This window comes from Agrobacterium sp. T29, from assembly GCF_006970545.1.
Classification (GTDB): Bacteria; Pseudomonadota; Alphaproteobacteria; order Rhizobiales; family Rhizobiaceae; genus Agrobacterium; species Agrobacterium leguminum.
The window spans coordinates 2,258,418-2,272,022 of the sequence record NZ_CP040640.1; the positions used below are offsets into that span (position 1 = coordinate 2,258,418).

A 13,605-nucleotide genomic window follows, 5' to 3' on the forward strand; every position below is an offset into this window, starting at 1 on the left:
GGAAAATAAGCAACAAGCCGGGGTGAGGAGAATTTCCGGCTAATCTGGAGGAGAACTGACATGACGCATTCATTGCTCAACCCCACGCGTCGCGCCTTTCTGGCAGGCACGGCGGCGCTTGGCGGCGGCGCGATGCTCGGCATTCGCCCGGCATCGGCAGCGGTGAACTGGAAAAAACACGCCGGCACCACGCTTGAGGTCAACCTCGTCAAAAGCCCGCGCAGCGAAACGCTGATCAAATATCTCGGCGAATTCGAAGAACTGACCGGCATCAAGGTCAATGCCGAGGCAACGCCGGAACAGCAGCAGCGCCAGAAGGTCGTCATAGAGCTTTCCTCCGGCAAGCCGAGCTTCGACGTCGTGCATCTGAGCTATCACGTCCAGAAGCGCCAGTTCGAAAAGGGCAAGTGGCTGGCCGATATCAGCGGCTTCCTGAAGGACCCGTCGCTGACCGATCCGTCGCTCGTCGAAAAGGATTTCGCCGAAGCCGGCATGTTGTTTGCCAAGGATAGCGACGGCGTGCTGCGCTCGCTGCCCTTCTCCGTGGATTACTGGATCGTCTACTGGAACAAGGAACTCTTCGAAGCCAAGGGCCTGAAATACCCCGAGACCTTCGAGGAACTGGTGACGGCGGCGGAAAAGATCACCGATCCCGCAACCAACACCTACGGTTTCGTGGCGCGTGGCCTGAAGAATGCCAATACCCCGGTCTGGACCTCGCTGATGCTGGGTTACGGCGCAAAGCCCATCGGCGCGGACGGCAAACTCGTTACCGAATCCAAGGAAGCGGTGGAAGCCGCCAAGCTCTATCAGCGCCTGATGACCAAAGCCGCCCCTCCCGGCGTCTCCGGCTTCAACTGGGCGGAAGCGCAGTCTGCCTTCCTGCAGGGCAAGATCGGCATGTGGTTCGATGGCGTCGGTTTTGCGCCGCCAATCGAGAACCCGGAAAAATCCCGCGTGGTCGGCAAGGTCGGTTACGGCGTTATGCCGAAGGGCCCGGCAACCCAGGCCGCCGGCACCTTCGGCGATGGTCTCGGCGTTGTCGAAGCCAGCAGCAAGAAGGAAGCTGCCTATCTCTTCTGCCAATGGGCGATTTCGCATGAAATGGGTGCACGTCTCCTGCAGGCCGGTGCGGGCGTTCCCTTCCGCCAGTCCATCCTCGAAGACCAGAAGGTGCGCGAAGGCGTGAAGATGCCGGCTGCCTGGCTGGATGCGGTCGTCGGTTCCGGCAAGGTCTCGCAGCTTGCGCTGCCCGTCATCATTCCGGTGACGGAATTCCGCGATATCTACGGCGTCGGCCTCACCAACATGATCGGCGGCGCAGATCCGGCAGCCGAACTCAAGAAGGCAACCGAACAGTTCGCACCCGTTCTGGCGCGTAGCGAGGGATAATGGCCTCCGTGAGCATCGAAAACACCAAAACAGGCGTCAGTCGTAAAGAAGGGAGCAGGCCGGCAAGGCTTGCTCCCAACTACTGGCCCTTTGTCATACCGGCACTTGTCGTCATATCAGCCGTGATCGTTTTTCCATGGGTGTTCACCCTCTGGATGAGCGCACATCGCTGGACGCTCGGACAGGAGCAGAGCTTTATCGGTTTCGAGAACTACATCCGGCTCGCCAGCGACGCCCGGTTCTGGGAATCGCTCTGGCACACGCTCATCTATACCGTGCTGTCGGTCGTCGCCCCACTATTCCTCGGAACATTGGCGGCGCTGGTTTTCGATGCGCAATTTCCGCTGCGCGGTTTCCTGCGTGGCGTCTTCGTCATGCCGATGATGGCGACCCCGGTCGCCATCGCGCTCGTCTGGACCATGATGTTCCACCCGCAGCTCGGCGTGCTGAATTATCTGCTCTCCTTCATCCACATCGGCCCGCTGGAATGGATTTACAACCAGTCCACCGTCATCCCCTCGCTGGTGCTGGTGGAGACCTGGCAATGGACGCCGCTTGTCATGCTGATCGTGCTTGGTGGTCTCGCTGCCGTGCCGCGCGAGCCCTATGAAAGCGCGGAAATCGACGGCGCGAATGCCTGGCAAAAGTTCCGTTATCTCACCATGCCGATGATCGCGCCGTTCCTGATGATCGCCGTCATCATCCGCTCCATCGACGCCGTAAAAAGCTTCGACATCATCTATGCGATGACTCAAGGCGGACCCGGAACGGCGTCCGAAACCATCAATATCTATCTCTACAATACGGCATTCGCCTATTACGACATTGGTTACGGCTCGGCCATGGCCGTCGTCTTCTTCGTCATCATCGTGGCGCTCTCCTTCGTGCTTTTGATGGTGCGCCAGCGCTCGCAATGGAACGAGATGGAGGATCGCTGATGAGCCGCCAGATTCTGAAACGCAAGACGCTTGATCGCATCGGCCTGTTCTTCGTGGCGCTGGTGATGATCTCGCCGGTCATCCTGTTCTTCATGTGGATGATCTCGCTATCGCTGAAATATGAAATCGACAACGGAGCCTATCCGCCGATCCTCATTCCCGAACGTTTCGCCTGGTCGAATTATGTGAAGGTGTTCGAGGAGAATAATTTCTTCCTCTATTTCTGGAATTCGGTCCTCGTCACCGGTGCGGCCACCATTCTGGCGCTTGTCATCGGTGTGCCCGCCGGCTACGGCATCGCAAGGCTGAAGGCGGAAAAATCCGCCGTCGTCATCATGATCGCCCGCATGACGCCTGGCCTTTCCTTCCTCATTCCGCTGTTTCTGCTGTTCCAATGGCTGAACCTGCTCGGCACACTCTGGCCGCAGATCATCATCCATCTCGTGGTGACGGTGCCTATCGTCGTCTGGATCATGATCGGTTATTTCGAGACCACGCCGAAGGAGTTGGAAGAGGCCGCAAGCATCGACGGCGCATCCTCCTGGCAGGTGTTCCGGTTGGTGGCGCTACCGATTGCCAAGCCCGGCATCGTCGTCTCCTTCATCCTCGCGGTCATCTTCTCGTGGAACAACTTCGTCTTCGGCATCGTGCTGGCCAGCCGCGAAACGCGCACCCTGCCGGTCGCGGTCTACAACATGCTCTCCTTCGAACAGGTGAGCTGGGGTCCGCTTGCCGCCGCAGCTCTGATCGTGACGCTGCCGGTGCTGCTGCTCACCATGTTCGCACAGAAACAGATCGTGGCGGGCCTGACCGCCGGCGCCGTCAAGGGCGGCTGAACCAACGAAGGGCATTCCATGCCCTTACTCTTTTAACGCAATTCCGGACGCAAAACCGCGACGCACTTTTGCTGGAATTGCTCATAACGGGAACCTGCACATGGCACCGGTCAACATTCTAAACGTCCAGAAGCGCTTCGGCGCGGTCAACATCATCCACGGCATCGATATCGACATCAAGGATGGCGAATTCGTCGTGCTCGTCGGCCCTTCCGGCTGCGGCAAATCCACCCTGCTGCGCATGATCGCCGGATTGGAAGAGCTGAGCGACGGCGAAATCCACATTGGCGCGCGCGAGGTCAGCCACCTGCCCGCCCGCGACCGCGATATCGCCATGGTGTTCCAGAACTACGCGCTTTATCCCCATATGACGGTCAAGGACAATATGGGCTTCGCGCTGAAGCTGAAGAAGGTGAGCGCCGAGGAAACCAAGGCCAAGGTCGACAGGGCCGCCGCCATTCTGGGGCTGGAAAAGCTGCTCGACCGTTACCCGCGCCAGCTTTCCGGCGGCCAGCGCCAGCGTGTCGCCATGGGCCGCGCCCTGGTGCGCGATCCGCAGGTCTTCCTGTTCGATGAGCCGCTTTCCAACCTAGACGCCAAGCTGCGTGTGCAGATGCGCGGCGAGATCAAGGCCATGCACCAGCGCATCGGCACCACCACCATCTATGTCACCCACGATCAGGTGGAAGCCATGACCATGGCCGACAAGATCGTAGTGCTGCATGATGGCGTCATCGAGCAGATCGGCGCGCCGCTCGAGCTTTACGACAATCCCGCCAATCTCTTCGTCGCCGGTTTCATCGGTTCGCCCGCCATGAATTTCATTCGCGGCCGCGTCGAAGAAGGTGTGTTCCGCACCGCAAAGGGCCTCAGCCTGCCGTTGCCCACCAATGCCGATCTCGGCACGCTTGGCGGCCGCGATCTCGTCTACGGCGTGCGGCCGGAACACATCCGCGCCGCCGAGAGTGGCATCGAAGGCCGGGTCGAACTGGTCGAAGGCACCGGCTCGGAAATCTACGCCAAGCTGAACTGCAAGGGCGACGAGATCGCCTGCCTGTTCCGCGAGCGCCTCAATGTCCGCTTCGGCGATACGATCCACATTGCCATCGATCCGGCAACCGTGCATCTGTTCGACAAGGACAGCGGCAAGCGTATCTGACAGGTGACAGGAGTGAACAGCATGGCAGACAAACAGGGCGGTAAGCATGTGCTCTGCGTGGGTGCCGCCGTGCTGGACACCCTGTTTCGTGTACATGACATGCCGAAGGGTGAGGGCAAGGTTTTGCCCTACGAAATGTTGCAGATCGCCGAAGGCATGGCGTCGAGCGCCGCCTATGCCGTGCATTGCATGGGCGGCCGCGCCAGCCTCTGGGGCGCGGTGGGCGATGACGAAACCGGCACCCGCATCCTGCGCGATCTCGCCGAAAGCGGCATCGATGTTGCCGGCATGACCCTTGCCGCCGGTGCGCGCTCCGCACTCTCGACGATCATCATCGATGACCGCGGCGAGCGGCTGATCGTGCCTTTCTATGATAATCGGCTGCATGAGAAAAAACGCTCCTGCACGCCGGAAGATATTGCCCCCTTTGATGCCGTTCTGGTGGATGTGCGCTGGCCGGAACTGGCGCTCGATGTGCTGACTGTGGCACGCACTCTGGGCAAACCAGCCATTCTCGACGGCGACGTTGCACCCGTCGAAACCCTTGAGAAGCTGGCCCCCGCCGCAACCCATATCGTTTTTTCCGAACCCGCCGCCGCCCGGCTGACGGGCACCGAAACTGTAAAAGACATGCTACCGGTGCTACACGCCCGCTATCCGCAAACCTTCATCGCCGTCACCGCCGGACCGGCGGGCTGCTGGTGGACGGAGGCCGGCGATCCGACCGTGCATTTCCAGACGACGATGCAGGTTAAGGCAGTGGATACGCTGGCGGCGGGCGATATCTTTCACGGCACCTTTGCACTGGCGATGGCTGAGGGGATGGAAAGCCGTGCGGCCATCCGGCTCTCCTCCGTTGCCGCCGCGCTGAAATGCACGATCTTCGGCGGCCGCATCGGCGCACCCACGCGCGAAGAGACCGAAGAAGCCTTGCGGCAATGGCTGGAGCGTGAAGACGAACCCACGCAACGCGCCTCCTGAGCGCATCCATTGCCCGCATAAAACTATTCCATTTTTGCGATGCCGTTTCGCGGAGAACTAGGCTAACGTTCGGACAGGCAAAGCTTTTCGCAAGCCGCGCTCGCTCCAATTTCAGCCTGCATTCCGCAAAAGTGATCGCCCGATGCATCAGACGACCCGCCCGAGACTGCGCGATATCGGTTTCCGGCCCGGCCATTTCGAGACCGGCCCGCTCAACGCCATCACCGATGTCGAAGGCGTGAGCATCGGCCATTCGACCGTCATCGAAGGCGACACGATCCGCACCGGCGCAACCGCGATCCTTCCGCATGGCGGCAATCTCTTTCAGGACAAGGTGCCCGCCGCCTTCGCCGTCTATAACGGCTTCGGCAAATTTGCCGGATCGACCCAGATCGAGGAACTCGGCGAACTCGAAACACCTGTTATCCTCACCAATACGCTGGCGACAGGCCGGGCCATCGAGGCGACCAATCGCCATACGCTGGCGCAGCCGGGCAATGAGAAAGTCGTCTCGATCAATGCCGTCGTTGGCGAAACCAACGATTCCCGCCTGAACGACATCCGTGCCGGCCGCCCGACCATCGAGGAAATTTCGGCCGCGCTACAAAACGCGGCCACAGGCCCGGTGGCCGAGGGCGGCGTGGGTGCCGGAACCGGCACGGTGGCCTTTGGCATGAAGGGCGGCATCGGCACCGCATCCCGCATCGTCACCATCGCCGGAACGACCTATACGCTCGGCATTCTCGTCCAGTCCAATTACGGCGGCCATCTGCTGGTCTGCGGCAAGCCCTATGTCAGCCCGGAGCATAAGGACAAGGACGGCTCCATCGTCATCGTGGTCGCAACCGATGCGCCGCTGTCGTCCCGCAATCTAAAGCGTCTGGCCGCCAGAAGCTTCGGCGGGCTGGCACGCACGGGTGCCGCGCTCAGCAATGGTTCTGGCGATTACGCGCTGGCATTTTCCACCGATGAGCGGCTGCGGCGCACGCCCACGCGCCGAAAGGCCGTCGCAGACTATCCAGAACTTTCCAACGATGCGATTTCGCCGCTCTTCGAAGCCGCGATAGAGGCGACGGAGGAGGCGATCCTCAACTCGCTCTGCGCCGCAACCACGACAACCGGCTTTAATGCCGGCACCGGCAAGGCCTCCACGGTCGAGGCCATTTCCATCGACGCCCTTAAAACCCTTCTTTCAGCCTGACTTTTCCAGACGGAGTTTTCATGACTAGCCCATCCGGTCGCATCGTTTACGTCAACGGCGAATTCCTGCCCGAAGCGGACGCCCGCCTTTCCATCTTCGAGCGCGGTTTCCTGTTCGGCGACGGCATTTATGAAGTCACCTCGGTTCTGGAAGGCAAGCTGATCGACAGCGACCTGCACATGGCCCGGCTGGAACGCAGCGCCCGCGAAATCGACGTGCCGCTACCGGTCACCACGAAAGAGATCGTCGAGGCCGAACGCCGCCTGATCGCAGACAACAACCTCATCGAAGGCATGATCTATCTGCAGCTGACGCGAGGTGCTGAAGACCGCAACTTCCTGTTCTCCGCCGATCTGAAGCCAACGCTTGTCATGTTCACCCAGGCCAAGAAGCTGATCGGCACCCCGGTCGAAGAAGCCGGCATCGCCGTCAAATCCGTTCCCGACCAGCGCTGGGAACGCCGCGACATCAAGACCGTCTGCCTTCTGCCGCAGGTCATGGCAAAGCGCATCGCCAAGGCCGAAGGCTGTGACGAGGCGTGGATGATCGAGGATGGTTTCGTGACCGAAGGCGCTTCCTCCACCGCCTATATCATCACCGGCGACAAGAAGATCATCACCCGCGGCAACAGCAACAAGACCCTGCCCGGCTGCACCCGCCTCGCCGCCCTGCAACTGGCCAGGGAAGCCGGCTTCACGCTGGAAGAGCGGCCCTTCACGCTGGAAGAGGCGCTGAATGCCGATGAAGCCTGCCTGACGAGCGCCTCCAACTTCGTGGTCTCGGTGACGAAGATCGACGGCAAGCCAGTGGGTAACGGCAAGCCCGGCCCGCTCGTCAGCCGTCTGCGCGCGCTCTATCTGGAAAACGCCCGCCGCACGGCGATTTAAGCAAACATCAGCCTTCGAGAACCGCCCATATACGCTCGACAACGGGCCGGCGGTTCTCCTTGGAACGATAAAGCCGGATATCGACGGCAATATCAAAACTGTCATCGGCGGCGCGCACTAGTGCGCCGCTGTCCAGCTCCTGCCGCATCAGGCTTTCCGGCACCCAGGCGACACCCCAGCCGGCCATCGCCATGGCTTTCAGCCCCACCGACATGCTGCCCTCATGCACCCGCTCGAATTGCGGCAGACGCGCGCTCAGGAGATCGCGCAGCAACGGCCCGAAGAACGAGGCCTTTTCATAGTCCAGATAGGCGAAGGGTTTTCGAGCATTTTCCACGAGTTCATGCGGCGGTGAACCGTCTTTCGCCGGCGCAGAAACGGGAATGATGTTTTCCGCACCCAGCACCCGGAACTCGAAGGTCTGCGCATCGAGCAGCATCGGCACTTCGGGATGGGCATAGGTCAAAAGGAAATCGCTCTGCCCATCCACCAGCGAATTGAGGTTTTCCTCCATGCTGCCGGAATCAGGCCTCAACACTGAAAACAGCGGTCCCGCCTTTTCGTTCACCCGTTTCAGCCAATCCGGGAAGAAGGTGAAGGACAGGGTATGCAACGCCGTCAGCCGCACCGTTCTGGCATCCGCTCCCTCTTCCTGAAGAAGCGTGCGCCGGGCATGATAAAGCTGCTTCAGCGTTTCCTGCGCCACCGGCACGAATTTCACGCCCGCCTCGGTCAGCCGGGAAGGATAGGAGGCGCGGTCAACCAGCGTCGCGCCCACCCAGGCCTCCAGCTGCTTGATACGCCGGCTGAAGGCGGATTGCGTCACATGCCGCTCATCCGCCGCCTTCGAGAAATTGAGCGTTCCGGCCAGCGCCAGGAAATCCTCGAGCCATTTGACTTCCACGGCTCACACTCCCACCAACAATATCCTGTCCGTTCATTCGGAAAGCGTCTTTATTAGGAGCAATGGGATGTGAATGAAACTCTTTTAAAGAGCCCTTGAATATTCGATCATCCGCGCCCGGCTGGAAACCAGCTCGATACGGTCATCGCCCAGACGATTGAGGCAGACGCGCTTCGTCCACGGCCCGTCAATCAGCGTGAAGAGGAAACGGCCATTGCCGAGCGCCTTCAGAGGCATGCTGCGACGCGTAGGACCGATGCCCATCATCAATGAGGAGCCGCTGATCGAAAATTCGGCGCCCTCATCGGAACGCCACGAGCCCGAAAGATCATCCGGCACCGCATGATCGCCGACCGGCAGGAAACGGCGGGCGGCGTGACCGGCCTCACCGACGATAGCATCGCCCTCAAGTCTGAGACGCATGGGCGACGATGCCGAACGCGACGATACCCAGCCATCCACGTCCTCATAAAGCGTATCGTCACCATCGATGAAGGTGGATGTGCTGCCCTTGATTTCCAGCCACCACGGCCCGCTTTCGGTCACGTAAAGGCCTTCCGGCAGGCTGGCGGCGGGCTTGGGCAAAGGCAGGCCGGTGAGAGCCGCCATGCTTTCCAGCGCGATCTTGAAGCCGTTGGTGTCCTCTCGGTTCGACACCACGACGAAACCCGTGCCGTTTTCCGGATCGAGCAGGAAATAAGTCTTGTAGCCCGGATGCGAACCGCCGTGACCGACAAACCGCCTGTCGCCGAGATGCGACCAGCGCAGGCCGAGGCCATATTCGCTCATCCGCCCATCTGCCAACGAACGTTCAGCAGAAAGCCTCTCCAGAACGCCCGCAAAGCTGCCCTCGCCCCGCATCAGGCCCTGCAGCCATCGGGTCAGCGCTTCGGCGCTGCCGGCAAGACTGCCCGAAGCGGAGATATGCAGACCGGCGGCCGAAAGCTGCCAGTTGTCTTCGGCTTTCCAGTAGCCCGGCACGAGGCCATCGACCGGATCGTTCCAGACATCGGGCGCCTTCAGGAACACGCCGAAGGGGCCGGCAATCTGCTGCTGCACAAAATCATCGAAACGGAAACCCCGGCGCTCCAGCGCCGCTTCCACCAGACGATAACCGGTATTGGAATAAGACACCTCACTGCCGGCAGGGAAATTCAGCCGGGTGAGCCGCGAGAGATAAGCGAGAAGCGGTTCGGCCTTCGTTTCGGTATAGACGGAAAGGCCAAGCAGCGAGAGGCATTCACGCGTATCCGGCAGGCCACCGCTCATATCCAGCGCCTGCCCCACCGTGACGTCGCGGAGCGGCGGCTGCAACTCCGGCAGATGTTTACCGAGTGGGTCATCGAGGCCGATCAGATCGGAATGCGCAAGCACCATGGCGCAGAAGGCATGTTTGGTGACCGAGGCATACCGCACCACGCTCTGCGGCGTGAAGGGTGCGAAGGTCGAGAGGCTCTCGACACCGCCGGCATGGGCGAAACGGATGCCATCGAGATCAAAACCGATGACCGCCCCACCCGGCTCGTTGCCCGCCCATTGCGAGACGAAGCTCTCTGAAAGGGTTGAAGCGGCGTTCCAGTCGAATTGCTGTGGCATGGTTCGGTCTCGTGTCTTCGTTTTGACGCGGCTTGCCCTGACGTCACCGCTTGTTTCTTCTCCCCGCCGGGGAGAAGGTGGCCCGAAGGGTCGGATGAGGGGGCAACGTTGCTGGAATTCGGAGAGCTGGCCCCCTCATCCCGCTGCCGCGGACTTCTCCCCCTCGGGGAGAAGAAGCGGGCGGCACCCGCTCGATCCATGTGTAACGGAGGCTAGGTGACCGGCCGTTAAGCCGGCTCTTCCAGCCGGATGCTCAGGCTGCGCAGCTCTTCCGTATGCGGATGTTTCGTGCGGCCTTCGCGCAGATCGTCCGCACTCAGCTGCTCCACCATTTCCCCGTTCAGCATCACGCCAACCTGCGGGCACAGATGCGCGATAACAGCCAGATTATGGCTGACGAGAATATAGGTGAGGTTGCGCGCTGCGCGCAGGTCCTGCAACAGGTTCAGGATTTCCGCCTGCACCGACACGTCGAGCGCCGAAGTCGGCTCATCGAGCAGCAGCACCTGCGGGTCCGCGATCAGCGCACGGGCAATAGCCACGCGCTGGCGCTGGCCGCCGGAAAGCTGGTGCGGGAAGCGGAAGCGCACGGCCTGCGGCAGGGCCACATCGGACAAAGCCTGCTGGATGCGTTTTTCGATATTGTCCATGCCGTGCACCAGCGGCAATTCGCTGAGAATGCGGTCGATGGTCTGGCGCGGATGCAGCGACCCGTAAGGATCCTGAAACACCATCTGCACCTGCCGGAAGAATTCCGGCGTGCGACGCAGCGGTGCATCCTTGCCGGCAAAGGCGATGCGGCCTTCCCAGCTTTCGTTGAGGCCGGCCATGGCGCGCAGGATGGTGGACTTGCCCGAGCCGCTTTCGCCGACGATGCCGAAGCTGCCGCCCTTTTCCACCGAAAAGGACACGCCCTTCACCACTTCGCGGTCGCCGAACTTGATACGGAGATTATCGACGTCGATCATTGGCTGGACCACGCTGCATCACGGTTGAGAACGGGAAGACGCTCGCGCGGATGCGTCAGCGAGGGAATGCAGTTCAGAAGTCCCTTTGTATAGGGATGTTCGGCTTTCAGGAGTTCGGAAGCCTTCAGCTCCTCCATCACCCGGCCGGAATACATGACGGCCACGCGGTCGCAGAAATGCGAAACGAGCGGCAGGTCGTGGCTGATGAGGATGAGACCCATACCGCGTTCAGATACCAGCTCCTCGATCAGCCGCAGGATTTCCGCCTGTACCGTCGCATCAAGCGCGCTGGTCGGCTCGTCGGCAATCAGCAGCTCAGGATCGGGCGCGAGCATCATGGCGATCATCACACGCTGGCCCATGCCGCCGGAAACCTCATGCGCATAGGACGAGGCGACCTGACGCGGATTGCGGATCTTCACCTGATCGAGCAGGGCAATTGCCGCTTCCATCGCGGCACGCTTGCTGCCGCCCTTATGGGCGCGCCAGGCTTCCGCGATCTGCGCACCCATGGTCTTGACCGGATTCAGCGAATATTTCGGGTCCTGAAGAATGAAACCCGCCCGTTTTCCCCGGATCTGGCGCATCTGCTTTTCACCGGCGGAAAGCACGTCGATGCCATCGAAGGAGAGCTTGTCGGCACGGATATCGGCATTGGAGGGCAGAAGCTTCATCAGCGCGCGCGCTGTGAGGCTCTTGCCGGAGCCGGATTCGCCGACGATGCCGAGCTTTTCTGTGCCGAGCTTCATGGAAACACCACGCACCGCCTCGAAACGGCTGGTGCGGGTCTGGAATGCAATCTTCAGATTTTCGATTTCGACCAGCATGGCTCAATGTCCCTTCGGGTCGAGAACGTCGCGCAGGCCATCGCCGAGGAAGTTGAAGGCGAGCGAAACGAGGAAGATGGCGATGCCGGGAATGGTGGCAACCCACCATTGTTCGAAGATGAAGCGCTTGGCGGTGGCAATCATCGCGCCCCATTCCGGCGAAGGCGGCTGCGCGCCCATGCCAAGGAAGCCGAGGCTGGCGGCGGTGATGATGATCGAGCTCATGTCGAGCGTGATGCGCACGATAAGGCTCGGCACGCAAAGCGGTGCGATATGCCGGGCGATGATGCGCCAGGCGGAAGCACCGGTCAGGCGATAGGCCGCGACGAAATCGCTGCCGCGCACCGTCATGGTTTCGGCGCGGGCCAGACGCGCATAGGGCGGCCATGCGGTGAGCGCGATGGCGAGAATGGCGCTTTCAACACCGGGCTTCAGTGCCGCGACGAAGGCGAGCGCGAGGATGAGGCGGGGGAAGGCGAGGAACACATCCGTCACCCGCATCAGCACCGTATCGACAATGCCGCCGAAATAACCGGCGATGCAGCCGATGGCGAGCCCGATGGGCGCGACGAGAACGACGACGGCGATGACCATGCCGAGCGTGACGCGGCCGCCATAGAGAATGCGCGAGAGAATATCGCGACCGAGCTCATCCGTGCCGAACCAGTGTTCGGCGCTCGGAAACGCCAGACGATTGCCGAGGTTCTGCGTCGCCGGATCGTAAGGGGCAAGCAGCGGCGCCAGCAGCGACAGCGCGATGAAGAGAACAATGATCGTAAGCCCGATCACCGCCAGCGGGTTGGACTTGAGATTGAGCCAGATGCGATACCGGTTGCCCCAGGCAGCCTGTGTTCGCGAATGTGGCGTCTCATCCAGCGCCCAGTTTCTGAAATTAGCTAACATCATCGAACGCGAGGATCCATAACTCTGTAAAGCACGTCTGCGAGCAGATTGAGGGCGACATAGATGAAGCCGATCAACAGGGTTGCTCCGACGACGGGGTTCATGTCCGCGTTCATGAGCGAGACGGTGAGATATTGGCCAAGGCCCGGCCAGCTGAAGACGGTTTCCGTCACCACCGCACCTTCAAGAAGACCGGCATAGGTGAGTGCGAGAACTGTGACGAGCTGCACGGCGACCGTCGGGAAGGCGTGGCCCCAGATGACGGTCATGGCCGAAAGCCCCTTGGCGCGGGCGGTTATGACATATTCGCCCTTCAACGCGTCGATCATGAAGGCGCGCGTCATGCGGGTGATATAGGCCATGCTGAAATAGGCGAGAATGCAGACGGGCTGCACCATATGGGCGATGGCGTCGTAAAATGCGTCCCATTCGCCGGCAAGCAGCGTGTCGACCGTCATCAGGCCGGTGACCTGCGTGATCATGCCGTCGTAGATGATGTCCTGCCGGCCCGGTCCGGGTGCGACGCCAAGCGTGGCGTAAAACACCAGCAGCGAAATCAGCGCCAGCATGAAGACCGGCACTGAATGGCCGGCAAGGCACACAACGCGGATGATCTGGTCCGTCAGCTTGCCCTGCTTCACGGCGGCCCAGACACCGAGCGGAATGCCGATCAGCGCAGCAAGGATGAGAGCTGCGGTGGCAAGTTCGAACGTGGCGGGGAAAACGCGCTTGATATCGATCCAGACCGGGTTGCGGGTCAGGATCGAATTGCCGAAATCACCGTGCAGGACCTGCGAGACATAATGGAAGAACTGCACGACCAGCGGCTGGTCGAGGCCCATTTCCGCACGCACGCGCACGATGACGTCTTCAGGCGCGTTGTCGCCGACCGCCGCGATGACGGGATCGACGGGCATCACACGCCCGATCATGAAGGTGATGATCATCAAACCGAACAGCGTCAGAAGGACGCTGCTCAGTATCGACGATATGCTTTTAACGCGCTTGTTCAA

13 protein-coding genes are annotated in these 13,605 nt (G+C 61.0%); 7 read left to right on the forward strand and 6 right to left on the reverse strand.

All coding sequences use genetic code 11. The annotated features are described in order from the left end of the window. Positions 1-60 precede the first annotated feature (60 nt). The 7 genes from FGF54_RS11470 to FGF54_RS11500 all read left to right on the forward strand — a co-directional run bounded on the left by FGF54_RS11470 (position 61) and on the right by FGF54_RS11500 (position 7,394). Positions 61-1,392: a sugar ABC transporter substrate-binding protein gene (locus tag FGF54_RS11470; protein WP_142779711.1), complete on the forward strand. Its 1,332-nt coding sequence runs from the start codon at positions 61-63 to the stop codon at positions 1,390-1,392. Next, positions 1,392-2,330, forward strand: coding sequence for a carbohydrate ABC transporter permease (locus FGF54_RS11475; protein WP_142779712.1), 939 nt, complete (start codon positions 1,392-1,394; stop codon positions 2,328-2,330). The genes FGF54_RS11470 and FGF54_RS11475 overlap by 1 nt, the downstream gene beginning before the upstream one ends. Before the next feature lie 14 nt (positions 2,331-2,344). Further along, complete coding sequence (locus FGF54_RS11480) at positions 2,345-3,166, forward strand: carbohydrate ABC transporter permease (protein ID WP_026363927.1); 822 nt, start codon at positions 2,345-2,347, stop codon at positions 3,164-3,166. A gap of 100 nt (positions 3,167-3,266) precedes the next feature. Further along, positions 3,267-4,325 carry an ABC transporter ATP-binding protein gene (locus tag FGF54_RS11485; RefSeq protein ID WP_142779714.1) on the forward strand — a complete coding sequence of 353 codons (1,059 nt, stop codon included), beginning with the start codon at positions 3,267-3,269 and terminating at the stop codon, positions 4,323-4,325. A 21-nt stretch (positions 4,326-4,346) separates the two neighbouring features. After that, the gene (locus FGF54_RS11490; RefSeq protein WP_142779715.1) at positions 4,347-5,306 is read left to right on the forward strand and encodes a sugar kinase; all 960 of its coding nucleotides are present in this window, start codon (positions 4,347-4,349) and stop codon (positions 5,304-5,306) included. A gap of 142 nt (positions 5,307-5,448) precedes the next feature. Beyond that, entirely contained in the window at positions 5,449-6,507 is a 1,059-nt protein-coding gene (locus FGF54_RS11495; RefSeq protein ID WP_142779716.1) for a P1 family peptidase, read from the forward strand. Between the two features lie 20 nt (positions 6,508-6,527). Continuing rightward, positions 6,528-7,394, forward strand: a complete 867-nt coding sequence (locus FGF54_RS11500) for a D-amino-acid transaminase (protein ID WP_142779717.1) — start codon at positions 6,528-6,530, stop codon at positions 7,392-7,394. Between the two features lie 7 nt (positions 7,395-7,401). Here FGF54_RS11500 and FGF54_RS11505 read toward each other — a convergent pair whose 3' ends face one another. The 6 genes from FGF54_RS11505 to FGF54_RS11530 form a co-directional block, all read right to left on the reverse strand. Continuing rightward, positions 7,402-8,298 carry a LysR substrate-binding domain-containing protein gene (locus tag FGF54_RS11505; RefSeq protein ID WP_142779718.1) on the reverse strand — a complete coding sequence of 299 codons (897 nt, stop codon included), beginning with the start codon at positions 8,296-8,298 and terminating at the stop codon, positions 7,402-7,404. An 84-nt stretch (positions 8,299-8,382) separates the two neighbouring features. Continuing rightward, positions 8,383-9,894, reverse strand: coding sequence for a serine hydrolase (locus tag FGF54_RS11510; protein WP_142779719.1), 1,512 nt, complete (start codon positions 9,892-9,894; stop codon positions 8,383-8,385). Between the two features lie 227 nt (positions 9,895-10,121). Beyond that, entirely contained in the window at positions 10,122-10,862 is a 741-nt protein-coding gene (locus FGF54_RS11515; protein WP_142779720.1) for an ABC transporter ATP-binding protein, read from the reverse strand. Further along, complete coding sequence (locus FGF54_RS11520) at positions 10,859-11,689, reverse strand: ABC transporter ATP-binding protein (protein WP_080835913.1); 831 nt, start codon at positions 11,687-11,689, stop codon at positions 10,859-10,861. The genes FGF54_RS11515 and FGF54_RS11520 overlap by 4 nt, the downstream gene beginning before the upstream one ends. Positions 11,690-11,692: 3 nt before the next feature. Beyond that, positions 11,693-12,595 carry a nickel transporter permease gene (nikC, locus tag FGF54_RS11525; protein WP_004433196.1) on the reverse strand — a complete coding sequence of 301 codons (903 nt, stop codon included), beginning with the start codon at positions 12,593-12,595 and terminating at the stop codon, positions 11,693-11,695. Further along, positions 12,592-13,605, reverse strand: a complete 1,014-nt coding sequence (locus FGF54_RS11530; RefSeq protein WP_168208133.1) for an ABC transporter permease — start codon at positions 13,603-13,605, stop codon at positions 12,592-12,594. Before FGF54_RS11530 ends, nikC begins: the two co-directional genes overlap by 4 nt.

Bases quoted from the DNA above. Each gene is read 5' to 3' on its own strand.
- FGF54_RS11495 (WP_142779716.1), top strand. From the start codon at position 5,449: ATGCATCAGACGACCCGCCCGAGACTGCGCGATATCGGTTTCCGGCCC.
- FGF54_RS11520 (WP_080835913.1), bottom strand. From the start codon at position 11,689: ATGCTGGTCGAAATCGAAAATCTGAAGATTGCATTCCAGACCCGCACC.
- FGF54_RS11470 (WP_142779711.1), top strand. From the start codon at position 61: ATGACGCATTCATTGCTCAACCCCACGCGTCGCGCCTTTCTGGCAGGC.
- FGF54_RS11510 (WP_142779719.1), bottom strand. From the start codon at position 9,894: ATGCCACAGCAATTCGACTGGAACGCCGCTTCAACCCTTTCAGAGAGC.
- FGF54_RS11485 (WP_142779714.1), top strand. From the start codon at position 3,267: ATGGCACCGGTCAACATTCTAAACGTCCAGAAGCGCTTCGGCGCGGTC.
- FGF54_RS11500 (WP_142779717.1), top strand. From the start codon at position 6,528: ATGACTAGCCCATCCGGTCGCATCGTTTACGTCAACGGCGAATTCCTG.
- FGF54_RS11490 (WP_142779715.1), top strand. From the start codon at position 4,347: ATGGCAGACAAACAGGGCGGTAAGCATGTGCTCTGCGTGGGTGCCGCC.
- FGF54_RS11515 (WP_142779720.1), bottom strand. From the start codon at position 10,862: ATGATCGACGTCGATAATCTCCGTATCAAGTTCGGCGACCGCGAAGTG.
- FGF54_RS11475 (WP_142779712.1), top strand. From the start codon at position 1,392: ATGGCCTCCGTGAGCATCGAAAACACCAAAACAGGCGTCAGTCGTAAA.
- nikC (WP_004433196.1), bottom strand. From the start codon at position 12,595: ATGATGTTAGCTAATTTCAGAAACTGGGCGCTGGATGAGACGCCACAT.